The organism is Mycolicibacterium cosmeticum (assembly GCF_000613185.1).
Taxonomy (GTDB): Bacteria; Actinomycetota; Actinomycetes; order Mycobacteriales; family Mycobacteriaceae; genus Mycobacterium; species Mycobacterium cosmeticum.
In genome coordinates, this window is the sequence record NZ_CCBB010000001.1 from 973,306 (window position 1) to 997,561 (window position 24,256).

Consider the following 24,256-nt stretch of genomic DNA (forward strand, 5'->3'; position numbering starts at 1 on the left):
GTCTGCTCCTGTCAGGCCACCAGCTCGACCAGTGTGGCGTTGGCGGTGCCGCCGCCCTCACACATGGTCTGCAGGCCGTAGCGAATTCCGTTGTCGCGCATGTGATGGATCATCCTGGTCATCAGCACCGCGCCCGATGCGCCGAGCGGGTGGCCCAGCGCGATGGCGCCGCCGAGCGGGTTCAGTTTGGCCTCGTCGGCGCCGGTCTCGGCCAGCCAGGCCAGCGGCACCGGGGCGAACGCCTCGTTGACCTCGAATACGCCGACCTCGTCGATGCCGACACCGGCCTTGCGCAGCACCTTCTCGGTGGCCGGGATGGGGCCGGTCAGCATCAGCACCGGGTCGGCGCCGGTGACCGCACCGGCCCGGTACCGGACCAGCGGGGTGAGCCCGAGTTGCAATGCATGCGCGGCCGTCATGACCAACAGCGCGGCCGCCCCGTCGGAGATCTGGGACGAGTTGCCGGCGTGGATGATTCCGTCTTCGGTGAACGCCGGCTTGAGCCCGGCGAGCTTTTCGGCGGTGGTGCCGCGCCGGATTCCCTCGTCCGCGGCGATCACGTCGCCTTCGGTGAACACCGGGACGATCTGGTCGATGAACGCGCCGGCATCCTGCGCGGCGGCAGCTCGTTCGTGTGACCGAGCGGAGTATTCGTCGCAGCGGGTGCGCGACAGATTCCACTTCCGGCAGATCAGCTCAGCGGAGATGCCCTGATTGAACGAGAAACCGTCATACCGGGCAAGCACTTTCGGGCCGTACGGTTGGCCCGTCTGGCGTGCCGCGCCCAGCGGCACCCGGCTCATCACCTCCACCCCACCGGCGACCACGATGTCCTGCTGCCCGGACATCACCGCCTGCACCGCGAAATCCAGTGCCTGCTGGCTGGATCCGCAGGCCCGATTGACGGTCGTTCCAGGAATGTGCTCGGGCCAGCCGGCTGCCAGAACCGAGTAACGCCCGATATTGCTGGACTGGTCACCGACCTGGGAGACGCAGCCCCACACCACATCGTCGATGACACCAGGGTCCACGCCGGTGCGTTCGACCAGTTCCTTGAGCACCACGGCGGACAGGTCGGCGGCGTGTTGGTCGGACAATCCGCCGTTGCGCTTGCCGACGGGGGTGCGCACGGCTCCGACGATCACGGTTTCACGCATGAGCTACTCCTTGGTGGTCTCGACGGCGGACGGTACCGCCCAAGTTCCGGTGAAGGACGGGTCGCGCTCGGCGGCGAACGCCGCATACGCCTCACCCGCGTCTGTGGTGGCGAAGTTGCCCGGCTGCGCCCGCGCCTCGTTGGCCAGCGCCTGCGCAAAGCTGACTGCGGCCCCGTCGTTGAGCAGCGCCTTGCTCTGCGCCAGCGCGAACGGCGGCCCACCGGCCAGCCGTCCGGCCAGCTCGTCGACGAAGGCGTCGATCTCGGTGGCCTCCTGCACCCAGCTCACCAGGCCGAGCCGGTGCGCCTCCGCGGCGGAGATCATGTCTGCCAACATCACCAGCCGCTTGGCCTGTTGCAGCCCGACGATTTTCGGCAGCAGCCAGGAGCCGCCCAGATCCACCGAGAGGCCACGTTTGGCGAAGATCTGGCAGAACCGCGACTCGGGGGTGGCGACCACGAAATCGCACCCGAGGGCGAGGTTCCAGCCCGCCCCCACGGCCACACCGGTCACCTTGGCGATGGTGGGCACGCTCAGGTTGTGCAGGGTGAGCGCGACGTCGGTGAGCCGCTGCAGCTTACGCCTCGGATGGACCGCCTCGCCGGTGCCGATATCGGCTCCCGAGCAGAACGCTCCGCCGGCACCGGTCAGCACGACGGCCCGGACATCATCGGACGTGTCGGCCGCGCGCAGGGCCTGCGCCAGCGCCAGCCACAGTTCGGGATCGATGGCATTCCTGCGCTCGGGCCGGTTCAGCGTCAGGGTCCGTACGCCGCCATGGTCCTCGCTGAGTAGCACGCTCATGGGTACGCCGCTCCGATGGCACCGTCGGCGCGCAACAGGGCGACCGCGTCGGCCGCGTAGCCGAGTTCGCGCAACACCGCGTCGGTGTGCTCACCCAGTCCGGGAACCGCGCCCATGCCCATCTCGAAATCGCTGATCACCGGCGGCGGCAACAGTGCTTCGATCGTGCCGTTGGGGGTGGCGACATCCCGCCACCGGTCCCGGGCCCGCAGGTGCGGATGGGCGATCACCTCACTGGGCAGGTTGTAGCGCGAATTGCCGATCCCGGCCCGATCCGCGGTCTGCTGAATATGGTCCAGATCATGGCGGGCGCACCAGCTTTCGATGGCGTCGTCGATTTCGGCGCGGTGCGCGCAGCGGTCGGAGTTGGTGGCGAACCGGGGATCGTCGGCCAGGTCCGGACGGTCGATGATCTCGCGGGCCAGCCGCTGCCATTCGCGGTCGTTGGTGGTACCCAGCACCACCGTCTGGCCGTCGCGGGTGGCGAACGATCCGTACGGCGCCACCGCCGGTGAGCTCATCCCCAGGGGCGTCTGGTCGACACCGGAGTGCTGGGTGTAGGTCAGCTGATAGCCCATGATGTCGGTCATGGTGTCGAACAGGCTCACCGCCACGGAAGGGGCAGGGCCGGCGTGTCCGCCACGTGCCCGGCCCAGCAGCAGCGCCATGATCGACAGCGCCGAGTACAGACCGGTGCTGATATCGGCGACGGCTGCCCCGGGTTTGGCCGGCATCCCGGCGTGGCCGGTGGACGCGCAGGAACCCGACTCGGCCTGCACCAGCAGGTCGTAGGCCCGCTTGTGCGACAGTGGGCCACCGGGCCCGTATCCGTCGATCTCCAGCGAAATGACCTGTGGGTGCCGTATTTTCAGGTCATCCGGGGACAGCCCGAGTCGCGCCGTCGCACCCGGTGCCAGGTTGGAGACGAAGGCATCGGAACGGTCGAGCAACCGGTGCAGCACCTCCATCCCGGCCGGGGATTTCAGGTTGAGCGTCACCGATTCCTTGCCCCGGTTGGCCCACACGAAATGGGCGGCCTGCCCGAGCACCACATCGTCGTAGTCGCGGGCGAAATCACCACCCACCGGGTTTTCGATCTTGATCACCCTGGCCCCGAAATCGGCCAGCACCCGCGTGCACATCGGCGCGGACACTGCCTGTTCCATGGCGATGACGGTGATGCCGGCAAGTGGTGCGGTCACGACAGGGCTCGTGGTTCGCTCGTAAACTCGCTCACCACTTCACATAACCATGCCGCCATCGACCGGCAGCACCTGCCCGGTGATGTACGACGCGGCATCCGAGGCCAGGAACACGAACGCGCCGGCGACCTCTTCGGCCTCGGCCCAGCGTTTGAGCGGGATGCGGTTCATCATGTTGGCCGCGAACTTCTCGTTGGTGCGGATGGTCTCGGTCATCGGGGTCGCCGCCAGCGGAGCGAGCGCGTTGACCATGATGCTCTTCGGCGCGAGCTCGCGGGCCAGCGATTTGGTCATGCCGATGATGCCGGCCTTGGCCGCCGAGTAGTTGACCTGGCCCAGCGTGCCGGTGATTCCCGCCGAGGACGTCACGTTGATGACGCGCCCGGTCCCGTCGGTCGGGATGTGCGGCAGCGCCGCCTGGGTGACGTGGAAGGTTCCCATCACGTGGATGTCGAAGGTCAGCCGGAAGGTTTCGTCGGTCAGCTTCGGGAACATCGCGGGCGAGGTCACCCCGGCGTTGTTGACGACGATGTGCAGGCTGCCCGACCCCAGGCCGGCGGCCTGCGCCGCCGCGGCCACCGCCGCGTCCCGGTCGCTCACGTCCAACGGTGCGCTGTCGGCCTTGCCGCCCGCGGTGTTGATCCGCTCGGCGACGGTCGCCGCCGCCTCCGCACTGATATCGGTGACCAGCACGGCCGCTCCCGCCGCGGCCAGCGCCTCGGCCACCCCGGCGCCGATACCGGCCCCGGCGCCGGTCACCAGCGCCGAGCGCCCGGTCAGATCGAAATAGGTTCGTGCCATCGGTCGGGCTCCTTCAGTAGCTCTTGGGCAGGCCCAGAACATTGGTGCCGAGGAAGTTCAGGATCATCTCCTGGCTCACCGGCGCGATCTTCATCAGACGTGACTCGCGGAAGAACCGGGAGATGTTGTACTCCTCGGAGTAGCCCATCCCACCGTGGGTCTGCAGTGCGCGGTCCGCCGCCGAGAACCCGGCATCCGCACACAGATACTTGGCCATGTTGGCTTCCCGGCCGCAGGGTTTTCCGTTGTCGTACAGCCAGGTGGCCTTGCGCAGGATCAACTCGGCGGCGTCCAGCCGGGCCAACGAGTCGGCCAGTGGGAACTGGATGCCCTGGTTCATCCCGATCGGCCGGTCGAACACGACGCGCTCGTTGGCGTATTTCACCGCCCGGTCCAGCGCCACCCGGCCGATGCCGAGCGCTTCGGCGGCGATCAGCATCCGTTCCGGATTCAGCCCGTGCAGGATATACGAAAAGCCCTTGCCCTCTTCACCGATGCGGTCACAGACCGGGACCCGCAGATCGTCGATGAACACCTCGTTCGAGCTGACGGCGTTGCGGCCCATCTTCCTGATCGGCCGGATGTCGACGTGGTCGCGGTCGATGTCGGTGAGGAACAGCGTCAGCCCTTCGGTCGGTTTACCGCCGCGCTTCTCGACGTCGTCCCGGGATTCGGTGCGGGTCAACAGCAGGATCTTCTCCGACTCCAGCGCCTTGGAGATCCACACCTTGCGCCCGTTCACGACGTACGCGTCACCATCGCGCTTGGCGAACGTGGTGATGCGCGAGGTGTCCAGGCCCGCACCGGGTTCGGTGACACCGAAGCAGACGTGCAGGTCACCGTTGGCGATCCGGGGCAGGGTGGCGGCCTTCATCTCGTCGGAGCCGAACACCACCACCGGTTGCATGCCGAAGATCGACATGTGGATGGAGCTGGCGGCGTTCATCCCACCGCCGGAGCGGGCCACCTCCTCGGCGAGGATGGTGGCCTCGGTGATGCCCAGGCCGTGACCGCCGTACTCCTCGGGGATGGTCATGCCCAGCCAGCCGCCGGCGGCGATGGCGTCGTAGAACTCGGTCGGGAATTCGTGCGCCTGGTCCTTCTGCATCCAGTAGTGGTCGTCGAACCTGGCCGCCAGCTCCGCCACCGACTTGCGGATCAGCTGCTGGTCCTCGGTCGGCTCGAAGTTCATTCCGCCGGACATCTACGTCTCCTCGATTCGCATGGCGGTACGCCGGCGCGCCTGCCGCGCCGGCGCCCGTGTCGCCGTGATCAGTCTTTGACGCCGCTCACCGCGCGGGCGCTGGCGGTGAAGTCGGCGACGCTCGAGCCGGCCCGGTCTTTTTGGTGGCTCAGCGCCTGGATCGAAACATCGTGTCCGGCAGCCTGTTTGCGCAGCGCGCCGACGGTCGCTTGCTCGCGCGGGATCTGCGTGAACGGGTCGAAGTGGTAGAGCCGCATGGCGTTCGCGTGGGTGATCTTGTCGATCTCGTCGTCGGGCACGTCGTAGGTGTCGAACACCGCGCCCAGTTCCTCGGGTGCGCCCGGCCACATGGAGTCCGAGTGCGGGTAGTCCATCTCCCAGCAGATGTTGTCGATGCCGATCATGTGCCGGTTCTTCACGCCGACGGGATCGGAGATGAAACATGTCATGAAGTGCTCCCGGAACACCTCGGACGGCAGCTTGCCGCCGAAGTCCTGGTGCGTCCAGGTGGAGTGCATCTCGTAGGTGCGGTCCACCCGATCCAGAAAGTAGGGAATCCAGCCGGTGCCGCCCTCGGACAGGGCGATCTTGAGGTCCGGGTAGGCCTTGATGGGGGCCGACCACAGCAGGTCGGCCGCGGCCTGCACGATGTTCATCGGCTGCAGGGTGATCATCACGTCCATCGGCGCGTCCGGCGCGGTGATGGCCAGTCGGCCCGACGATCCGATGTGCACGTTCATCACGGTGTCGGTGTCCACCAGGGCATCCCACACCGGCTTCCAGTACTCCAGGTCATGGAAGCTCGGGTAGCCCAGGGCGGCGGGATTTTCGGTGAAGGTCAGCGAGTGCACGCCTTTCTCGGACACGCGGCGGATCTCGGCGGCGCACAGTTTCGGGTCCCAGATGGCCGGGATCGCCATCGGGATGAACCGGCCGGGATGCGAACCGCACCATTCGTCGATATGCCAGTCGTTGTAGGCCTGCACCAGGGCCAGCGAGAACTCGGCGTCCTCGGTGGCGAACAGCCGGGCGGCGAAACCGGGGAACGACGGGAAATTCATGGTGGCCAGCACGCCGCCGGCGTTCATGTCCTTGACCCGCTCGGCGGCGTCGTAACAGCCCTTCCGGATCTCGTCGAGGCCCTGCGGCTCCAGGCCGTACTCCTCCTTGGGCCGGCCCGCGACGGCGTTGAGCGCCACGTTGGGGATGACTGTGTCGCGGAACTGCCAGGTGTCGGATCCGTCCGGGTTGTGCACCAACCGCGGCGCTTCGTCCGCGTACTTGGCCGGCAGGTGGTTCTTGAACATGTCGGGCGGTTCGATGATGTGGTCGTCGACGCTGATCAGAATCATGTCGTCGTGGTGCATAGCTGTCCCTTCGCCGATCCGTCACGCTCGTCGAGCTTGATTCTCCATAGATGCAAACTAACTTCTCATACTGCGAGAATCAATGTCCGAGCCTCGCCCTTGAGCCCCTGACCGCGCTTTTTCGCCGAACGCCGACCTGCCGCCGGACCGCATCCACGATCCCCGCCATTGACCATACGACCAAAAGGTGGAAATCTGTTAGTCAGATATGAGAATATGATTCTCGTAGCGGAGAAGACGACCGCGGGAGCGTTTCCCGGGTTCGTCCCGACCACATCGCACACAGGAGAGGTACACCGTGGCATTTTTCCCGAAACCGGCTGCCGGCAGCTGGACCGAGAACTGGCCCGAGCTCGGGACCGCCCCGGTCAACTACGAGGATTCGATCGACCCCGAGCACTGGAAGCTGGAGCAGCAGGCGATCTTCCGTAAGACGTGGCTGCAGATGGGCCGCGTGGAACTGATTCCCAAGAAGGGTCGCTACATCACCCGCGAGCTGCCCTCGGTCGGGGCCGGCACGTCGATCATCATCGTCAACGACGGTGACCAGATCCGGGCCTTCTACAACCTGTGCCGCCACCGCGGCAACAAGCTGGTGTGGAACGACTACCCCGGCGAGGAGGTGTCCGGCAGCTGCCGCCAGTTCGTCTGCAAGTACCACGCCTGGCGTTACGACCTCCAGGGTGAGCTCACGTTCATCCAGCAGGAACAGGAGTTCTTCGACATCGACAAGGCCGACTACCCGCTCAAGCCGGTGCGCTGCGAGGTCTGGGAAGGCTTCATCTTCGTCAACTTCGACGACGACGCGGTGTCACTGGAGGAGTACCTCGGCGAATTCGGCCAGGGCCTGAAGGGCTACCCGTTCCACGAGATGACCGAGCACTACAGCTACCGCTCGGAGATCAAGGCCAACTGGAAGCTGTTCATCGACGCGTTCGTCGAGTTCTACCACGCGCCGATCCTGCACATGAAGCAGGCGGAGAAGGAGGAAGCCGAGAAGCTGGCCAAGTTCGGCTTCGAAGCCCTGCACTACGACATCAAGGGTGACCACTCGATGATCTCGTCCTGGGGCGGCATGTCGCCGCCGAAGGACCTGAAGATGGTCAAGCCCATCGAGCGCATCCTGCACAGCGGCCTGTTCGGTCCGTGGGATCGGCCCGATATCAAGGGCATCCTTCCCGACGAGCTGCCGCCGGCGATCAACCCGGGCCGGCACAAGACCTGGGGCCAGGACTCGTTCGAGTTCTTCCCGAACTTCACCCTGCTGTTCTGGGTGCCGGGGTGGTACCTGACGTACAACTACTGGCCGACCGGTGTGGACAGCCACATCTTCGAAGCGGACCTGTACTTCGTGCCGCCGAAGAACCTGCGCGAGCGTCTCTCCCAGGAACTCGCCGCGGTGACGTTCAAGGAGTACGCGTTCCAGGACGCCAACACGTTGGAAGCCACGCAGACCCAGATCGGTACCCGCGCGGTGCTCGACTTCCCGCTGTGTGATCAGGAGGTGCTGCTGCGCCACCTGCACCACACCGCACACAAGTACGTCGACCGGTACAAGGCCGAACAAGCGGCCACGTCCAACGGCGCGAGCAACGGCGCCGCGAAGGCGTCGGAAAAGGAGCAGGTAAATGTCTAAGCTGCCTGAGGAATTCGCCGATCTGGAGCGGTTCAGCGACTGGTGCCTGCCGACCGAGGAGGAGCGCTACCAGAAGCGCCTCGCCTCGACCATGGACGAGATGCAGGACCTCTACGACGCCGGCATGGCGCGCCTCGAGGACATCATGGTCTACGTCGACGCACGCTTCCCGCTGTCGAGCATGCCGGCGGACGCCAAAGCGCTGGTGCACCTGGGCCAGTCGATCGTCCAGGTCAGCTTCCCGGTCGAGGTGTGGAAGCAGCCGCGCGTACTGGACAGCGGCGCGGCGTACATCAACCTGATCAAGGAGCCGGTGGTTTGACGTGTTGACCCTCAGAGCTGCGGGTCTTCTCGACGTCGATGCCGGGGCGATCGTTCGCCCCGGCATCGTTCGTGTCGACGGGGACCGGATCATCGCCGTGGCAGACGGCGCACCGGATTCGGCGATCGGCGTCGACGACGAGGTGATCGATCTCGGCGACGCCATCCTGCTGCCCGGGTTGATGGACATGGAGGTCAACCTGCTCATGGGCGGCCGCGGCGAGAACCCCGGCCTGTCCCAGGTCCAGGACGACCCACCCACCCGCGTCCTGCGCGCCGTCGGCAACGCCCGACGCACCCTGCGCGCCGGCTTCACCACCGTGCGCAACCTCGGCCTGTTCGTCAAGACCGGCGGCTACCTGTTGGACGTGGCGCTGGGCAAAGCCATCGACGCCGGTTGGGTGGACGGGCCCCGCATCGTGCCCGCCGGGCACGCCATCACCCCGACCGGCGGCCACCTCGACCCCACCATGTTCGCCGCCTTCATGCCCGGTGCACTGGAACTCACCGTCGAAGAGGGCATCGCCAACGGGGTCGACGAGATCCGCAAGGCGGTGCGCTACCAGATCAAACACGGCGCGCAATTGATCAAGGTCTGCGTGTCCGGCGGCGTCATGTCGCTGACGGGTGAGGCCGGCGCCCAGCACTATTCGGACGAGGAACTGCGCGCCATCGTCGACGAGGCCCATCGCCGCGGACTGCGGGTGGCCGCCCACACGCACGGCGCCGAGGCCGTCAAACACGCCGTGGCGTGCGGCATCGACTGCATCGAGCACGGCTTCCTCATGGACGACGAAGCCATCCAGATGCTCGTCGACAACGACCGATTCCTGGTCACCACCCGCCGGCTGGCCCAGGCCATGGACGTCTCACACGCACCGAAAGCACTGCAGCAGAAGGCCGCCGAGATGTTCCCGAAGGCCGAAACCTCGATCAAGGCCGCCTACGAGGCCGGGGTGAAGATCGCGGTCGGCACCGATGCCCCGGCCATCCCCCACGGCCGCAACGCCGACGAACTGGTCACCCTGGTGGAGTGGGGCATGCCCCCGGCCGCCGTGCTGCGCTCGGCCACCACCATCGCCGCCGACCTCATCAACGCCGACGACCGCGGCCGACTCGCCCCCGGACTGCTCGCCGACATCATCGCCGTCCCCGGCAACCCCCTGGACGACATTACCGTTACACAGTCGGTTACATTTGTAATGAAGGGCGGTAAGGTCTACAAGAATGAGTACGCCGATGGCTCCTAACCGAACAGACGACCTGGTCGAGATCCAGCAGCTGCTGGCCAAGTACGCGGTCACCATCACCCAGGGTGACATCGACGGCCTGGTCAGCGTCTTCACCCCGGACGGCACGTACAGCGCCTTCGGGGAAACCTATGCGCTGGAACGTTTTCCGGTTCTGGTGGACGCCGCACCCAAGGGCTTGTTCATGACCGGCACCGCGCTGGTCGATCTCACGGAGGGCGCCGACACCGCCAGCGGCACCCAGCCGCTGTGCTTCATCGAGCATTCCGCACATGACATGCGCATCGGCTACTACCGGGACACCTACGTCCGCACCGAAGCCGGGTGGCGGCTGAAAACCAGGGCCATGACCTTCATCCGCCGCAGCGGTGCCCACGACCACGGCCGGCCGCACGCGATCGGCCGACCCACAGCGGATGTCGCCGGCCGAGCGGCTCCTACGGCCGATGTCGCCGGCCGAGCGGCTCCTACGGCCGACGTCGCCGGCCGAGCGGCTCCAGAAGCATGACCGATCTCCACAACCCCCAGAATTTCCGCGCCGCGCTGCGCACCTGGCTCGCCGAGTCCGACCTCACCCCACCGGACGACCACTCGCTCGAAGGGCACATGCGGCAGTTCGCTCGAGTGCAGAAGGCGCTGTACGAGGCCGGCTGGAGCCGGTACGGCTGGCCCGAACACGCCGGCGGGCTCGGCGGACCGGCGATGCTGCGCGCCATCGTGGGCGAGGAGGTGGTGGGCCGACGGCTGGCCGAGCCGGGACCGTACTCGATGCTCGAAGTTCTGGCGCCGACCATGATCGATTACGCCACACCGGAATTGGCCGCCGAGATGGTGCCCAAGCTACTCAGCGGCGAAGAGCAGTGGTGCCAGGGCTTCTCCGAGCCCGGCGCGGGTAGCGACCTGGCGTCGCTGACCACCAGGGCCGAGGAGCGCGACGGCAAGTGGATCATCAACGGGCAGAAGGTGTGGACCAGTTTCGCCCAGTTCTCGCACCGGTGCATCCTGCTGGCGCGCACCGGCGCGCCCGACGCCCCGCCACATGCTGATTTCCCGTCACTTCGCTCGCCCCACGCCAATATCACCGCGTTCTTCATCGACACCGACACCCCGGGCATCACCATCCGCCCGCTGCACACCATGCACGACGTCGACGAGTTCTGCGAGGTGTACTTCGACAACGTCGAGGTCGACGCTAGCCGGATGCTCGGCAAGCCGGGCGACGGGTGGCAACTGGCGATGGACCTGCTGCCCTACGAACGCTCGACCTGCTTCTGGCAACGCATCACGTATCTGTACGAACGATTCGACGCCCTGATCGCGGAGGTCAAAGGGCAAGGGCAGGTGGTGGATTCGGACATGGGTGAGGCCTACCTGGCGCTGCACACCCTGCGCTGCCGGTCCCGTGCCACGCAGCACCGGCTGGCCGACGGGCACAGGCTCGGCCCGGACACCTCGGTCGATAAGGTGTTGCTGGCCGGGGCCGAACAGCGCCTCTACGACACTGCCCGCGATCTGCTCCCGGGTGTCGTCGAGCTCGAGGACACCGACTGGCGCACCGAGTACCTGTACTCGCGGGCGGCCACCATCTACGGCGGCACCGCCGAGGTGCAGCGCAATATCATCGCCCGCCGCCTGCTGGACCTCGGGAAGGACTGACGATGACCACGGCACTCGATCCCGAGTCGTTGACACTGCTGGAAGACACCCTTCGCAAGACCATGCTCGCCACCTCCGGTCCGGCGCTCGACGCGGCGCTCACCGAACTGGGCTGGGCCGAGATGCTGACCGACGTCCCCGAGCTGGCGGTGCCGCTGGTCTTCCGACTGCTCGGCGAAACCGGTTCGCACGCTTCGGTGCTCGTCGACGTCGTGTTGCACGCGACCGGCAACACCATCGGCGACACGGTCGAGCTGCCGCTGCCCTACACCGGCAACGGCTGGGTGGTGTGGGACCGGGTCGCCACCGAAGGCGGCTCGGCACTCGGCGGGCTCCCGCTGCGTCGCGAGGACGAGGGCTACCCGATCCGGGTGGCCGAAGCCCGGGTCGCGGTGGGCTGGTGGCTGGTCGGCTCCGCTCGCGCCATGCTGTCGCTGGCACGCCGGCATGCGCTGGACCGGGTGCAATTCGGCAAGCCCATCGCCTCGTTCCAGGCCGTTCGGCACCGGCTGGCCGAGACGCTGGTGGCCATCGAAGGCGCCGAGGCGACACTGACCCTGCCCGGCGCGGACAACCCGGACCTGACCGCGCTGCTCGCCAAGGCCGCGGCGGGCAAGGCGGCGCTGACCGCCGCCAAGCATTGCCAGCAGGTGCTCGGCGGCATCGGCTTCACCGAGGAACACGATCTGCATCGGCACGTGAAGCGCGCCCTCGTGCTCGACGGCCTGCTCGGCAGTTCGCGGGAGCTGACCAAGAAGGCCGGCGCCGGCCTGCGAGCCAGGGGCTCGGCGCCCCGGCTGGCGCAGTTGTAGCTTCTCCATCGCCGAGCGGTCCGGAAAGCGGCTTTCCCGGTAGCCCTTATGCAAAGGCGAAAATGAGAATACTATTCTCATCATGAGAAAGCTAGAATCTCCGACACGAGCGTACGGAGGGGGGCGAGCACCGCGATGCCCAGGCGTTCTCCGGTACAGTCCACTCATGTTCTCCCGAATCGGCAGGCAGCTGAGCAGCCGGTGACCAGCGCAAACGAAGAGCCCGCTTGGAAGCAGCGTGCGGTCGAGCGGTCCATCAAGACCGCCAAACTCCGCGCCGCTCAGCGCGTGCAGCGTTTCCTCGACGCCGCCCAGTCGATCATCATCGAAAAGGGCAGCACGGACTTCACCGTGCAGGAGGTCGTCGACCGCTCCCGCCAGTCGCTGCGCAGCTTCTACCTGCAGTTCGACGGAAAACATGAGTTGCTGCTCGCCTTGTTCGAGGATGCGCTGAGCCGCTCGGCCGATCAGATCCGGGCCGCCACCGCCAGCCAGTCCGATCCGCTCGACCGGCTCAAGGTCGCCATCGAGTTGCTGTTCGAGTCCTCACGTCCGGACCCCACCGCCAAGCGACCGCTGTTCACCGACTTCGCACCCCGCCTGCTGGTGTCGCACCCCTCCGAGGTGAAGGTGGCGCACGCTCCCCTACTGGCGCTGCTCACCGAGTTGATGGAGGAGGCCGCCGAAGCCGGGAAGCTGCGCCCGGGCGTCAACCCCCGCCGGATGGCCGCGATGACCATGCAGACCGTGATGTTCGTCGCCCAATCCAGTGGCAGCGACGACGCCACCAACAAGCCGATCTCCGCGCAAGAAGTCTGGGACTTCATCGCGCACGGTTTCGCCGGCCCCAGCTAGTCGCCGCCGGTCCCCGCATGCCTTCCGGCGCAGGGTTACCGCCATACCGCATGAGAACGACATTCTTCTAAGCAAAGAGTTTAGTTGTCCCGATTTGAATCTGTCATTGACATGGGGCAACCAGCGGTGACAGAGTGCTGAGCAAGTGCCAAAGAGGCCGCACACAGACTCGAGGGAGAAGCGAGGACACATGGCTGGGCGGGTAGAGGGCAAGGTTGCGTTCGTCACCGGTGCCGCGCGTGGACAGGGTCGCAGCCATGCCGTGCGGCTGGCCGAAGAAGGCGCCGACATCATCGCCATCGATATCTGCGGACCCATCCGCCCGGGCGTGGAGACCGCCATCCCGGCATCCACGCCGGACGATCTCGCGGAGACCGCGAATCTGGTCAAAGGCCTGAACCGCCGCATCGTCACCGCTGAGGTCGACGTCCGGGACGCGGCCGCCGTCAAGGCCGCCGTCGACAGCGGCGTCGAGCAGCTGGGCCGCCTGGACATCATCGTCGCCAACGCCGGGATCGGCAACGGCGGCGACGTCTTGCACGAGACCACCGAGCTGGACTGGGACGAGATGATCGACATCAACTTGTCGGGCGTCTGGAAGTCCGTCAAAGCCGCTGTCCCGCACATCATCTCGGGTGGACGCGGAGGATCGATCATCCTGACCAGTTCCGTCGGCGGCCTCAAGGCCTATCCGCACTGCGGCAACTATGTGGCGGCCAAGCACGGTGTCGTCGGCCTGATGAGGAGCTTCGCCGTCGAGCTCGGGCAGCACAATATCCGCGCCAACTCGGTACACCCCACCCATGTGAGCACCCAGATGCTGCACAACGAGGGCACGTTCAAGATGTTCCGTCCGGACTTGGACAACCCCGGACCGGACGACATGGCACCCATCTGTCAGCTGTTCCACACGCTGCCCATCCCGTGGGTGGACGCGGTGGACATCAGTAATGCGGTGTTGTTCCTCGCCTCCGATGAGGCGCGTTACATCACCGGCGTCACGCTGCCGGTGGACGCCGGCAGCTGCCTGAAGTAATCGATGTCCGACACCGTCCTGGTCACCGGGGCCTTCGGTCTCGTCGGCTCGGCCACGGTCAGAGCACTCGCGGCCGAAGGCCGCCGGGTGGTGGCCACCGACCTCGGCACCGACGCGAATCGTGCCAAGGCACAGGCGCTTCCGGCAGAGGCCGAAGCCCGCTGGGCCGACCTGACCGTCCCCGCCGAGGTTCAGCGGCTCATCGCCGACGTCGCGCCGGAAGCGATCATCCACCTGGCCGCGGTGATCCCGCCGCCGATCTACCGCAACCCTGGCCTGGCCCGCAAGGTCAACGTGGACGCCACCAAGACGTTGGTGGACGCCGCGGTCGCTGCCCCCGCTCCCCCGCGCTTCGTGCAGGCATCGAGCAACGCGGTGTACGGCTCCCGTAATCCGCATCGTCACCCGGATCCGGTCACCGCCGAGACCCCGCCCCGCCCGACCGAGCTGTACGGCGGACACAAGTTGGAATCCGAGGCGTATGTCCGGGCGTCAGGACTGGATTGGGTGGTGCTGCGACTCGGCGGCGTGATGAGCACCGATCTGAGCGCCATGACGTTCAGTCTGGACGCACTCTTCTTCGAGAGCGCATTGCCCGTGGACAACCGCATCCACATGGTCGACGTGCGGGACGTGGCAAGCGCTTTCGCCGCAGCCACCGTCGCCGACGCGGTCGGCGAGATCCTGCTGATCGCCGGTGACGAGACGCATCGGATGCGCCAAGGTGATGTCGGTTCGGCGCTGGCCGCCGCTCGGGGACTGCCCGGTGTGCTGCCGCCCGGACGCCCCGGTGATCCCGACAGCGACGACGATTGGTTCATCACCGATTGGATGGACACCACCCGGGCTCAGGAGGTGCTGAAGTTCCAGCATCACTCCTGGCCGGCCATGCTGGACGAGATCCGGGCCCAGACCGGCTGGAAGCGCCACCCGACCCGAATGATGGCGCCATTGGCCCGGGCGTTCGTGAAACGTCAAGGTGCTTACCGCAATTCGCCCGGCATCTATGCCGATCCGTGGCGGGTGCTCAGCGCGCGGCTCGGCCCGACCGGACTGGACTCCGCGCAGCGGCCTTGAGCCGCGCCGATTCAGCGCACGGCCTTGTGCCGGCCGGCCCTGCCCGGTTCGGTGCCGATCACGCCGTCGTCGGCCAAGGCTTCGATCTGGTCGTCGGTCAGGCCGAGCGCGGTGAGCACCTCGTGGTTGTGCTCACCGAGCAAAGGGGCCGGTTCACGGTGAAAGGTCGTCGGCCCGTCGACCAACTTCACCGGCAGGGTGCTGTGCGGGGCAGCGACGTTCACCGGGTGCCCGACATGCTCGAAGAAGCGGCGATGCCGTAGCTGGGGCAGCTCGGTCTGCCGGTGTGGCTGCATCACCTTCGCCACCGGCACGCCGGCCGGCCAGAGGAGGTCGACGATCTGATCACCCGTGCGGGCGCGGCACCACGCAGCCAGCCGCTCGTCGAGCGCGTCGTGGGCGGCACGGCGCCCCTCCGCGTGCTCCAGCGCCGGATCGCATGCCCAGTCCGGTGCGCCGAGGGCCGAACGCAGCGCCTGCCACTGCTCGTCGCTCTGGACGGCGATGGCCACCCAGCTGTCGTCTCGGCCGAACTCGTCGATCTCAGCACTCTGGTAGAGGTTCTGGGGTGCGGCGACCGGACCCCGGTTGCCGTCGCGGTGTAACAACGCGCCGGTGGCCGAATACTCGATCACCTGCTCGGCGGCGATGTTGAGTGCGGCGTCGACCATGGCCGCCTCGACCAGTACGGCCTGCCCGGTCGTGCGGCGGTGTTCCAGCGCCAACAGCAACGCGTTGAGGGCGTGCACACCGGCGTTCGGGTCACCGACCGAATACGGCTCGACCGGGGTGCGGTCCGGATAGCCGGTCAGCCAGCTCAACCCGGACACGTCCTCGATGATGTAGGCGAAAGCCGGGTTGTCCCGCCACGGCCCGTCGAGCCCGAAGCCCGGCATGCGCACCATGATGATGTCATCGCGCAGCGCCTTCACCGCGTCGAAGTCGAGGCCCAGCTGGTCGATGACGCGCGGGGTGAAATTCTCCACCACCACGTCGGATTCGGCGATCAAGCGCAGCAGCAGTTCACGGCCCGCCTCGGTCTGGAAGTCGATCGTCACGCTTTTCTTGTTCGTGTTGAGCGCGCTGAAGATCGGCGAACGCTCCCACCACTGCTCCACCGTGCTGGGGATCCCGGCGATCAGCCGGGTGCCGTCGGGGCGCGAGGTCGATTCCAGATGGATGACATCGGCCCCGAGCATGCCGAGTGCGTGCGTGCACGACGGTCCCGCCCAGAACGTCGTCATGTCCAGGACGCGTAAGCCGGTGAACGGCAACCGGTCCCGGTCGTGAGGCGTGGTGGGCGCCGGGCGTGGCGGCAGGGCGGCCGCGCGCACCTCGTCGGTGTGCTCGCCGAGGGCGGGTGGGGGTGCGGGCGCGCGCAGCGCGGCGCCGGTGAAACGGTACGGCGGTCCTGGCTGGACGAATCCACCGGCCGGGTTGGGCACGAAGGTCTCGCGTAGCACGAAATGGTCCATCGCGGTGACGTTCTCGCCGTTGCCGACCGGTGCGTTCGGGATCCGGAAGGCCGCCGCGATATCACGCAACTCATCGGCCGGCTGCCGGCGGATCCACTCGTACAGCTCGTCGGCGTGCCGATTGGCCTGCTCGGTGATGGTCAGCTCGGCGGTCTCGTCGATCCATTCCTCATGCCCCGACATGGCGCACAGATCCCACCACTGCTGGGCGGTGCCGCAACCGAGTGCCACCAACCCGTCGGCGGCCTGCGCCACCCCAGGCACCGTCGGCCGGCGTTCGGTCCGCCACGGCCGCCCGAGCGTTTCGAAGTAGGTGACCGGGTAATAGGTCAGGCACAGGATCTGCGCCTCCAGCTTGGACAGGTCGATGAGTTCACCATGCCCGTCGCGCAGTGCTCGCGCCCGGAACGCAAGCGTCATCGCGGCGGCGTAGGCCCCGCTGAGCCACTCGCCCACCTGGCCGCCGATGGTGACCGGCGCCCGGTCCTGGGTGCCGCGGCCGATGCCGATCGCGCCGCCGGACCATGCCTGCAGCGTGAACTCGGTGGCGGGGCGGGCACTCCACGGGCCGTCCAGACCGAACGGGGTGATGGCCGTGACGATCAGGTGCGGATGCCGGCGATGCAAGTCGACGGGTGAAACCGATTGCGCCGCAGTGGACTCCGGTGACCACACCACCGCATCCGCGCCCGCGAGCAGCCGGTCCAGCAGTTGTCGGTCGGCGATCACGCTGCGCTTACCGCCGGCCAGGAAGGCGAACAGGGCGCCGGGTGCGGTGCCCGAGGCCGACCAGCCGCGCAGTGGATCACCCTCCGGGGCTTCCACTTTGATGACGTCTGCGCCACCGTCGGCGAGGATCTTGGTGGCGTATCCGCCGGCGATCCCGCTGGACAGGTCGACGACGGTGTAGCCGGTCAGTGGTGGGTTCATGGCCTATTCGGGTTTCGCCCGGTTCTTCTTCGAGAGCCGGAACTCGGGTGGGAATTTGCTGTCGTTGTCGTTGACCGCCGCCGCCAGCCCGGTATCGATGGACTCGAACATGTCCAGGTCATCGTCACTGTCATTGGCCACCCCGTTGCCCATCGACTCGAAGAAGGCCGACAGCAGGCTGCCCATGTACTCACCCTGCTGTTGCTTGAAGATCTCGAAGAACATCTTCTGCTGAAAGATGGTGTCCACCGGCCGGTTCCGCGCACACGCCAGCGCATATTTCTCGGTCTCGGCCTCGAGTCGGTCGCGGGCCACCACCTTGTTGAGGAAGTTGCAGTCATACATCTCGGCGGCGGTGAAGGGCCGGCCGGTGAAGACCATCTCCTGGAACTTGCGCAGCCCCATCATCTGGACCCACGTCCACATCCGCGGACCCCAGCCGTGGTACCGGAACGACGGATGCCCGAACAGGGCGTCGTCACTGGAGATGACCAGATCCGCGTCGGCGCACTGATAGAAATGCCAGCCGTAACAGTAGCCCTTGGCCTCGACGATGCTGATCTTCTTGAAATCCTGCAGTGCCCGATTCCCGGCCTGGGAGTTGGCGTACCAGGCGCTGATGGTGGCGCCATTGCGGAACGTCCCCTTCGGGGGGTACGCCACGTCGCCGATGCCTGCGACATCGTCGTCATCCAGCCGCAACTCCGCCAGCCGCGCCGCCGGGTTGTCGTTGCCCTCCATGAACTCCGGAAGGTCGGCACCGCTGCCCAGGTTGTCCCCGACACCGCGGATGATCACCACCTTGACCTCGTTGTCGGTGTTGGCCGCCCGCAGGATGTCGGCGTACCGCAGCCGGGCCATCGACGTCGGCGCGTTGAGGAATTCCGGCCTGTCGAAGGTGATGGTGGCGATCTTGGTCGCGGGGTCCTTGCGGTAGAGGATGATCTCCTCCGGGGAGGGCCGATCAGGCATGGGCCGCTTCTCCGTACAACGGGGCATTGGTGAGCACCTCGGCACCGTCGGCCGTGATCAACACCGCATCCCGGGTGAACACCGCGCCCACGCCCTGCTCCCAGACGTAACCGGTGACGGCGAGCACCATGCCCGGCTCCAGGATCTCCGAATCCGCGGTGGCCCGTAAGTCCGGCGAGACCACCGGCGGGTCGAAACCCAGACCGAGGCCGTGTGCCACCGGCATGGCAGGCAACCGCTCGCCGGCGTGGGCGTAGGCATCCAGCAGCGCACTGGCCGGTGCGCCGGGACGGCAAGCGTCGATCAGTCTGCCCCACAGGTCATCCCGGCGCCGGAACAGCGACCGGACGGCCTCGGTCGGCTCGCCGACGTGCACCGTCCTGGCCACCTCGCCGACATATCCGTCGGCGAGCACACCCGCGGACAGCGCCACCAGGTCACCCTCCCGCACCCGGCCGTCCCCGGCCGCGCGCCGCCAGGGGTGTTCGGTGGAGGTCACCCAGGCCGCGTCCTGGGTGGCGGGGGTGCTGACCCCGCCGGCGGCCTCGGCCTCGAGCACGGCGCCCGCCAGGACCTGCTCGGTGATTCCCGGTTCCAACTGCGTCACGCCACGGGCCAGCCCCTCCTCGGCGACCAGCAGTGCTCGCCGCAAGGCCGCGATCTCCTCGGGCGTCTTGACCCGCCGGGCGGCACGCATCGCCTCCTCACCGTCGACCAGCTCGGCTTGGGGGAAGGCCATCGGCAACAACGTCGCGAAGGTGGGTGTCAGCGCATCGGTTCCGACCCGGTGTGCGGTGGCGGTGCCGGTGATGTTCTGCAGCACGCCGATCAGCGTCATCGGGTTCCACGCCAGGCCGTACAGGTGCTCGTGCGGGATCTCCTCCGGGATGCCCTCGTCCCACGTGCTGTTCAGGTGGATCTCACCGGTGGCGCGGACGAAGGTGCAGATCGGCCCGAACGGCCGGGTGCCCACCACCCACAGTTGTGGCGCACCGGAGATGTAGCGGACGTTGGCCTGCCTGCCGAGTACCAGCACGTCGAGGTCGTGGGCCTGCATCTGCGCCAGGGCGCGCTCCCGACGGCTGAAGCGCAATGCGCGGTCGTCGGCCTCGATGTCAACTCCCACTGGGCACCTCATACGGGTCGTACGGATATGCGGTCAGCGGCATCCAGCCGCTTTCGGTGACGACCACGATCTCCTCGCCGCGGTAGCCACCCGTGCCGTCCTCCCAGACCACCGGCTCGAAGACCAACAACATGCCGGCGGGGAAGACGAAGGTGTCGTCCCATTCCTGGCCGAGATCCGTCCCGATCATCGGCATTTCGGCCGCGCTGGTGCCGATGCCGTGGCCCAGATAGAAATGCGGCAACCAGGGCTTGCGGCCCCCGGCGGCGGCGGTGGCCGCCCGGCCCAGGTCCCCGCAGGTCGCACCGGCCTTGGTCACCGCGAGTACGGCGTCGACGATGGCACGCCACTTGTCGAACTGCTGTTGCTGGGCCGGTGTCGGATCCTGACCGACGATCCAGGTGCGACCGTGGTCGGAGCAGTAGCCGTGATAGGCGATCGACACGTCGGTCCACAACACGTCGCCCTGGGCAACCTCTCGTTCGGTGGTCAGCAGGGGCAGTGCGAGGTCGCCCGTGGTGGTCCAGGTGCCTTCGGCCCGGGACGCCGGCATGACCTGCCAGATGGAGTCGAACATGTTGGTCGTGGCGCCGAGTTCGAAAGTGCGGCGGACGAATTGCGCGGACAGGTCGATCTGGCGCGCCCCGGGAGTCAAGGACTGCTGGATTTCCCCGACGGCCTGTTCGGTGATCTGGCAGGCGCGCCGGATACACGCGATCTGGTCGATGGTCTTGACCAGTTTCGCCGCACCGACCACGGCGGCCGCATCCACCGGTGCGCTGGGGAACAGCGCGCTGCCGGCCCGGCGCATCGCACCGGTCAACTCGTCGACGCCGATGGTGGCTCCGGCGGGTACCAGCCCGGCCAGAATCTTGGCGAATTCGCCTACGCCCTCCTCGAATTCGAGGTAGACGGCGCCGTGCAGGTGGTCGTCGGGCAGACCGGACTCCATCGCCGCACCCTCCCGAAACGGCAGGAACAGGTGCGGATGAGCGTCGTCGGCGAGCACGACGGCCACCGGCCGCTCGACGTGCGACAGGCCGGCATCGGCCAGTGGCCAGCTGATGCCGGTGGCGTACATGACGTTGCTGTTACCCAGCAGGACCAGCGCGTCCACGCCCTGCTCGGCCATTGCGGCGTGCAGGCGGGCACCGACCTCCCTGCGCAACCGCACCAGGTCCGGCTCGGCGGGAATGTCCAGCCGGCTGTATCCGGTGCGGGCGATCTGGGTGACGCCGGGCTGCGTCGACGTGGTCATGCGGTGGTCAGCCCCAGGAACTTCTGGATGTTGGTGCTGACGATCTTGACCGCGTTCTCCGGGCCCACCGCGTCCACCACCGTGGCGAGGGACCTCTCCGAATAGCCGAAGGTGGACTCGTTGTGCGGGTAGTCGCTGGACCACATCACGTTGTCGACGCCGATCTCGTCCAGCAACCGCAGACCGAGCGGATCGACCATGAACGATGCGCTCATGTGATGGTCCCAGTAGTACCGAATGTCTTGCTGCAGTTCGTGGTTGAACATGTGGCGGTACGAGGCCAGCATGTGTTCGGCGTCCTGCAGGGCGGTGGGCACCCAGGCGATACCGCCCTCGAACCAGCCGATCCGCAGCGACGGATGGCGATCCAGGATGCCGGAGAAGACGTACTTGGCGAACTGTTCACGGAACGAGTCGACGTTGACCATCATCCCGACGACGACGCTGTTGTGCTGGCACGGTGTCTTGGGAGGCGTCTCCCCGATGTGGTGGCTGACCGGCAGGCCGGCGGCCTCGATCTCGTCCCACACGGCATCCATCTCGGTGCTGCCGTAGTCGTAGATGTTGCCCTCGTCGTCCTTACCGGGGTTCAGCGGCAGCAGGAAGGTCTTGAGGCCCAGCGACTTCAACTGCTCGAGGGTGGACCGGGTTCCGGCGGGATCCCACCAGTTGATCAGGCCGACGCCGTAGAAGTGGCCGTTGCTGCGCTCCTGCAACTCGGCCATCACCTCGTTGTAGATCCGGAACACCCGTTCCCGGATGCCCTTGTCGGGGTAGTGGAACAACGCCAGCACCGCATTGGGGAAGGCGAGTTCCTTGTCGATGCCGTCCTCGCGCAGCTCCCGGATCCTGGCCTCGATGTTGTTGGTGGCCGCACCGGCCAGATCGTCGTACTGCATGAGGACCCGGCCGAAATCGCCACCGGTCCAGGCCTTGCCCTTCATCCCGACCATGTAGGCGCCGTCCTCATACCAGATACGCGGCGCGGCACCCTTGAGGTCGTCGGGGAACCGTTCGTAGAAGATGTCGTCGGCCACCGAGATGTGATTGTCGGCCGAGAAGATCTCCGTTCCGGCCGGCAGTCCCAGCTCACGCGTGGCGTGGCCTTTGCGGTGTTTGGGCGCGCCGAAGCCCTCGGGCGGGTAGAGCGTGGTCAGAGCAGACATCGGTGGTTACTCCAATCGGGCCGTCGGTTACCAGGTAACGGGCAGTTCGTAGACGCCGTAGGCGAGGCGGTCGTGTTTGAACGGCACCTCGTCGAGCGGGATGGCCAGGCGCATGGTGGGAATGCGGCGCAGCAAGGTGTGGAAGACGATCTGCAGTTCGGCGCGGGCCAGCTGCTGGCCCACGCACTGGTGCCGGCCGTAGCCGAAGCCCAGCTGTTGGCCGGCATCCCGGCTCAGGTCCAGCTTGTCGGGTTCCGGGTATGCCTTGGCATCCCAGTTGGCCGGTGCCAGGTCGATGATGATGCCTTCGCCGGCCCGGATGGTTTCACCGCTGATCTCGATGTCCTCGATGGCGACCCGGCGTTGGCCGGTCTGGATGATGGACAGGTAGCGCATCAATTCCTCGACCGCGTTGGCGATCACCTTGGGATCCTGCGCGTTACGCAGGAAGTCGGCCTGGTCGGGATTCTCCAGCAGGGCCAGGATCCCGATGCCGATCATGTTGGCGGTGGTCTCGTGCCCGGCGATGAGCAGGCCGGTGCCCAGCTGGGCCGCCTCCTTCACGCTGATCTCACCCGCGGTGACCCGCTCGGCCAGGTCGGACACCGCGTCCTCGCCGGGGTGCGCCTGCTTCTCCTCGACCAGGTCGATCAGATACTGGTGCAGACTCATCGCGCCCTTCTGCATGGCGTCCGCGGCGGCGTAGCGCGCCAGGCCGGCGTTGGCGTGTTCCTGGAAGAATTCGTGGTCTTCGTATGGGACACCCAGCATCTCGCTGATCACGACGGTCGGCACCGGCAGCGCCAGCTGGGACACCAGCTCGGCGGGTTGGGGGCCGGCCAGAATCGCGTCGATGCACTCGTCGGTGATCTTCTGGATCGCCGGGCGCAGCCCCTCCACGCGCCGGAAGGTGAACGGCTTGGACAGCATCCGGCGGAATCGGGTGTGCTCCTCGGCATCCGAGGTGAACACCGACCGCGGTCGCTTGTCGACGGTGGCGAGCATGTGCTCGTTCCAGTGCGGGAATCCGGACCTACGGTCGTCGACACTGACCCGCGAATCGGCGAACAGCGTGCGCGCCTCCTCGTGCCCGGTGATCAACCACGGGGTATCGCCGTTCCAGATCTTCACCCGGAACAGCCCTTTGGGATTCCCGAGCATGGGTGGTGGCGGCGCGAACGGGCACCGGACATCGCGTTCCATCGGGTAATCGGGGATGTCTACTTCGGTCAACGTCTCGGACACGTGATTCCTCGGTTCAGTCGTGGATGTCGATGGCCAGGGCCGGGCAGGCCGCCGCGGCTCGGCGGGCGTCGTCGAATCGGTCGGGGCGGGGCTCGGGTTCGAGCAACTCGACGACTCCGTCATCGTCGCGTTGGTCGAAGAGGTCCATCGCATTCAGGACGCACTGCCCGGAGGAAACGCATTTGTCCTGGTGCACAACTATTTTCATGACGCGCCTCGGGCGCCCGTGACCGGCGCTCGCCACAGTCCGACGATCGCGTCGATCAGGCCGGCGCCGGCTGCGCTCCAGGTTCGGCCGGCGACGGCCGCGCCACCGGCGGCCAGCGCGCGCTCACGGTCGGCGCAGCTGTGCATCAACAGGTTGCGCGCCATGATGTTGCGCTCGAATTGGACCTCGGCGGGCAGGTCGGGCAGGCAGGCGTTGATGCGGCCGATGACGTGCACCAGCGACGGCGAGCTCAGCGCGTCCTTGACCACGATGGTGTGGTATTCGGGGTCCGTCATGGCCTGCGCGGCGAAACGGGCGTACCAGGTGGGGTTTCCCAGTTCGGCAAGGTGGTCGGTGAGCGGGCAGACCAGACAAGCCACCCAGTCGCGCAACTCCTCCGAACCCGCGACGGCCGCGATCATCCGTTCGCGCAGCAGCTCGATCGGTTGGCGATGCTTGTGCTCGATCGCGCGTACCAGGTCGGTCTTGGTGCCGAAGTGGTAACCCACCGCGGCGTTGTTGCCCTGTCCGGCAGCCTCACTCACCTGACGGTTGGAGACGGCGAAGACACCGTGTTCGGCATAGAGCCGTTCCGCGGCCACCAGGATCGACTCGCGGGTACCGCTGGCCCGCTCCGAACGCAGGGATCTCGCAGCTGTCACCGTTACAGTCAACGCTCCTCCTGTAATTAAGTCAAG

At 67.0% G+C, this 24,256-nt stretch carries 23 protein-coding genes; 9 read left to right on the forward strand and 14 right to left on the reverse strand.

Features of this window, described 5'->3' with window-relative positions; translation table 11 throughout:
* Window positions 1–11 precede the first annotated feature (11 nt).
* The 6 genes from BN977_RS04665 to BN977_RS04690 form a co-directional block, all read right to left on the reverse strand.
* Window positions 12–1,157, reverse strand: a complete 1,146-nt coding sequence (locus BN977_RS04665; protein WP_036396529.1) for a thiolase family protein — start codon at window positions 1,155–1,157, stop codon at window positions 12–14.
* Between the two features lie 3 nt (window positions 1,158–1,160).
* Window positions 1,161–1,961, reverse strand: a complete 801-nt coding sequence (locus BN977_RS04670) for an enoyl-CoA hydratase/isomerase family protein (RefSeq protein ID WP_036396530.1) — start codon at window positions 1,959–1,961, stop codon at window positions 1,161–1,163.
* A complete protein-coding gene (locus BN977_RS04675) occupies window positions 1,958–3,163 on the reverse strand; it encodes a CaiB/BaiF CoA transferase family protein (protein ID WP_036396531.1) in 1,206 nt (401 codons plus the stop codon). The genes BN977_RS04670 and BN977_RS04675 overlap by 4 nt, the downstream gene beginning before the upstream one ends.
* A gap of 39 nt (window positions 3,164–3,202) precedes the next feature.
* Window positions 3,203–3,964 carry an SDR family NAD(P)-dependent oxidoreductase gene (locus BN977_RS04680; protein WP_036396532.1) on the reverse strand — a complete coding sequence of 254 codons (762 nt, stop codon included), beginning with the start codon at window positions 3,962–3,964 and terminating at the stop codon, window positions 3,203–3,205.
* Between the two features lie 13 nt (window positions 3,965–3,977).
* Entirely contained in the window at window positions 3,978–5,156 is a 1,179-nt protein-coding gene (locus BN977_RS04685) for an acyl-CoA dehydrogenase family protein (RefSeq protein ID WP_036396533.1), read from the reverse strand.
* Between the two features lie 80 nt (window positions 5,157–5,236).
* Window positions 5,237–6,535 carry an amidohydrolase family protein gene (locus BN977_RS04690; RefSeq protein ID WP_036396534.1) on the reverse strand — a complete coding sequence of 433 codons (1,299 nt, stop codon included), beginning with the start codon at window positions 6,533–6,535 and terminating at the stop codon, window positions 5,237–5,239.
* 298 nt (window positions 6,536–6,833) lie between these two features.
* Here BN977_RS04690 and BN977_RS04695 point away from each other — a divergent pair, with 298 nt between their 5' ends.
* From BN977_RS04695 to BN977_RS04735, 9 genes are all read left to right on the forward strand, one after another.
* Window positions 6,834–8,171 carry an aromatic ring-hydroxylating oxygenase subunit alpha gene (locus BN977_RS04695; protein WP_024452186.1) on the forward strand — a complete coding sequence of 446 codons (1,338 nt, stop codon included), beginning with the start codon at window positions 6,834–6,836 and terminating at the stop codon, window positions 8,169–8,171.
* Window positions 8,164–8,493 carry a hypothetical protein gene (locus BN977_RS04700; RefSeq protein WP_024452185.1) on the forward strand — a complete coding sequence of 110 codons (330 nt, stop codon included), beginning with the start codon at window positions 8,164–8,166 and terminating at the stop codon, window positions 8,491–8,493. The genes BN977_RS04695 and BN977_RS04700 overlap by 8 nt, the downstream gene beginning before the upstream one ends.
* Window position 8,494: 1 nt before the next feature.
* A complete protein-coding gene (locus tag BN977_RS04705) occupies window positions 8,495–9,742 on the forward strand; it encodes a metal-dependent hydrolase family protein (protein ID WP_036396535.1) in 1,248 nt (415 codons plus the stop codon).
* On the forward strand, window positions 9,720–10,250 hold the full coding sequence (locus tag BN977_RS04710) for a nuclear transport factor 2 family protein (protein ID WP_084172401.1): 531 nt from the start codon (window positions 9,720–9,722) through the stop codon (window positions 10,248–10,250). Before BN977_RS04705 ends, BN977_RS04710 begins: the two co-directional genes overlap by 23 nt.
* On the forward strand, window positions 10,247–11,398 hold the full coding sequence (locus tag BN977_RS04715; RefSeq protein ID WP_024452182.1) for an acyl-CoA dehydrogenase family protein: 1,152 nt from the start codon (window positions 10,247–10,249) through the stop codon (window positions 11,396–11,398). Before BN977_RS04710 ends, BN977_RS04715 begins: the two co-directional genes overlap by 4 nt.
* Before the next feature lie 2 nt (window positions 11,399–11,400).
* Window positions 11,401–12,210: an acyl-CoA dehydrogenase family protein gene (locus BN977_RS04720; protein WP_024452181.1), complete on the forward strand. Its 810-nt coding sequence runs from the start codon at window positions 11,401–11,403 to the stop codon at window positions 12,208–12,210.
* A gap of 135 nt (window positions 12,211–12,345) precedes the next feature.
* Complete coding sequence (locus tag BN977_RS04725; protein WP_081664359.1) at window positions 12,346–13,065, forward strand: TetR/AcrR family transcriptional regulator; 720 nt, start codon at window positions 12,346–12,348, stop codon at window positions 13,063–13,065.
* Window positions 13,066–13,255: 190 nt separating this feature from the next.
* Window positions 13,256–14,101: a mycofactocin-coupled SDR family oxidoreductase gene (locus BN977_RS04730; protein ID WP_024452179.1), complete on the forward strand. Its 846-nt coding sequence runs from the start codon at window positions 13,256–13,258 to the stop codon at window positions 14,099–14,101.
* A gap of 3 nt (window positions 14,102–14,104) precedes the next feature.
* Complete coding sequence (locus tag BN977_RS04735) at window positions 14,105–15,178, forward strand: NAD-dependent epimerase/dehydratase family protein (RefSeq protein WP_024452178.1); 1,074 nt, start codon at window positions 14,105–14,107, stop codon at window positions 15,176–15,178.
* Between the two features lie 11 nt (window positions 15,179–15,189).
* Here the strand turns inward: BN977_RS04735 and BN977_RS04740 are convergent, their stop codons facing one another.
* From BN977_RS04740 to BN977_RS04775, 8 genes are read right to left on the reverse strand one after another with little or no spacing between them, the layout of a single operon-like run.
* Window positions 15,190–17,583 (reverse strand): CaiB/BaiF CoA transferase family protein, encoded by a 2,394-nt coding sequence (locus tag BN977_RS04740; protein ID WP_036396536.1) that lies wholly within the window; start codon window positions 17,581–17,583, stop codon window positions 15,190–15,192.
* Window positions 17,584–17,586: 3 nt separating this feature from the next.
* The gene (locus tag BN977_RS04745) at window positions 17,587–18,555 is read right to left on the reverse strand and encodes an enoyl-CoA hydratase/isomerase family protein (protein WP_024452176.1); all 969 of its coding nucleotides are present in this window, start codon (window positions 18,553–18,555) and stop codon (window positions 17,587–17,589) included.
* Complete coding sequence (locus BN977_RS04750; protein ID WP_036396537.1) at window positions 18,548–19,681, reverse strand: M24 family metallopeptidase; 1,134 nt, start codon at window positions 19,679–19,681, stop codon at window positions 18,548–18,550. Before BN977_RS04750 ends, BN977_RS04745 begins: the two co-directional genes overlap by 8 nt.
* The gene (locus tag BN977_RS04755) at window positions 19,671–20,939 is read right to left on the reverse strand and encodes a M24 family metallopeptidase (protein WP_024452174.1); all 1,269 of its coding nucleotides are present in this window, start codon (window positions 20,937–20,939) and stop codon (window positions 19,671–19,673) included. Before BN977_RS04755 ends, BN977_RS04750 begins: the two co-directional genes overlap by 11 nt.
* Complete coding sequence (locus BN977_RS04760; protein ID WP_036396538.1) at window positions 20,936–22,105, reverse strand: amidohydrolase family protein; 1,170 nt, start codon at window positions 22,103–22,105, stop codon at window positions 20,936–20,938. Before BN977_RS04760 ends, BN977_RS04755 begins: the two co-directional genes overlap by 4 nt.
* Window positions 22,106–22,132: 27 nt before the next feature.
* A complete protein-coding gene (locus BN977_RS04765) occupies window positions 22,133–23,350 on the reverse strand; it encodes a cytochrome P450 (protein ID WP_036396539.1) in 1,218 nt (405 codons plus the stop codon).
* A 13-nt stretch (window positions 23,351–23,363) separates the two neighbouring features.
* Window positions 23,364–23,558: a ferredoxin gene (locus tag BN977_RS04770; protein WP_024452172.1), complete on the reverse strand. Its 195-nt coding sequence runs from the start codon at window positions 23,556–23,558 to the stop codon at window positions 23,364–23,366.
* Window positions 23,555–24,220, reverse strand: a complete 666-nt coding sequence (locus tag BN977_RS04775) for a TetR/AcrR family transcriptional regulator (RefSeq protein ID WP_234709499.1) — start codon at window positions 24,218–24,220, stop codon at window positions 23,555–23,557. Before BN977_RS04775 ends, BN977_RS04770 begins: the two co-directional genes overlap by 4 nt.
* Window positions 24,221–24,256: the final 36 nt, after the last annotated feature.

Coding starts and splice junctions, on each gene's coding strand:
- BN977_RS04665 (WP_036396529.1), bottom strand. CDS start 1,157: ATGCGTGAAACCGTGATCGTCGGAGCCGTGCGCACCCCCGTCGGCAAG.
- BN977_RS04670 (WP_036396530.1), bottom strand. CDS start 1,961: ATGAGCGTGCTACTCAGCGAGGACCATGGCGGCGTACGGACCCTGACG.
- BN977_RS04680 (WP_036396532.1), bottom strand. CDS start 3,964: ATGGCACGAACCTATTTCGATCTGACCGGGCGCTCGGCGCTGGTGACC.
- BN977_RS04685 (WP_036396533.1), bottom strand. CDS start 5,156: ATGAACTTCGAGCCGACCGAGGACCAGCAGCTGATCCGCAAGTCGGTG.
- BN977_RS04690 (WP_036396534.1), bottom strand. CDS start 6,535: ATGCACCACGACGACATGATTCTGATCAGCGTCGACGACCACATCATC.
- BN977_RS04700 (WP_024452185.1), top strand. CDS start 8,164: ATGTCTAAGCTGCCTGAGGAATTCGCCGATCTGGAGCGGTTCAGCGAC.
- BN977_RS04710 (WP_084172401.1), top strand. CDS start 9,720: ATGAGTACGCCGATGGCTCCTAACCGAACAGACGACCTGGTCGAGATC.
- BN977_RS04715 (WP_024452182.1), top strand. CDS start 10,247: ATGACCGATCTCCACAACCCCCAGAATTTCCGCGCCGCGCTGCGCACC.
- BN977_RS04720 (WP_024452181.1), top strand. CDS start 11,401: ATGACCACGGCACTCGATCCCGAGTCGTTGACACTGCTGGAAGACACC.
- BN977_RS04725 (WP_081664359.1), top strand. CDS start 12,346: ATGCCCAGGCGTTCTCCGGTACAGTCCACTCATGTTCTCCCGAATCGG.
- BN977_RS04730 (WP_024452179.1), top strand. CDS start 13,256: ATGGCTGGGCGGGTAGAGGGCAAGGTTGCGTTCGTCACCGGTGCCGCG.
- BN977_RS04735 (WP_024452178.1), top strand. CDS start 14,105: ATGTCCGACACCGTCCTGGTCACCGGGGCCTTCGGTCTCGTCGGCTCG.
- BN977_RS04740 (WP_036396536.1), bottom strand. CDS start 17,583: ATGAACCCACCACTGACCGGCTACACCGTCGTCGACCTGTCCAGCGGG.
- BN977_RS04745 (WP_024452176.1), bottom strand. CDS start 18,555: ATGCCTGATCGGCCCTCCCCGGAGGAGATCATCCTCTACCGCAAGGAC.
- BN977_RS04755 (WP_024452174.1), bottom strand. CDS start 20,939: ATGACCACGTCGACGCAGCCCGGCGTCACCCAGATCGCCCGCACCGGA.
- BN977_RS04760 (WP_036396538.1), bottom strand. CDS start 22,105: ATGTCTGCTCTGACCACGCTCTACCCGCCCGAGGGCTTCGGCGCGCCC.
- BN977_RS04770 (WP_024452172.1), bottom strand. CDS start 23,558: ATGAAAATAGTTGTGCACCAGGACAAATGCGTTTCCTCCGGGCAGTGC.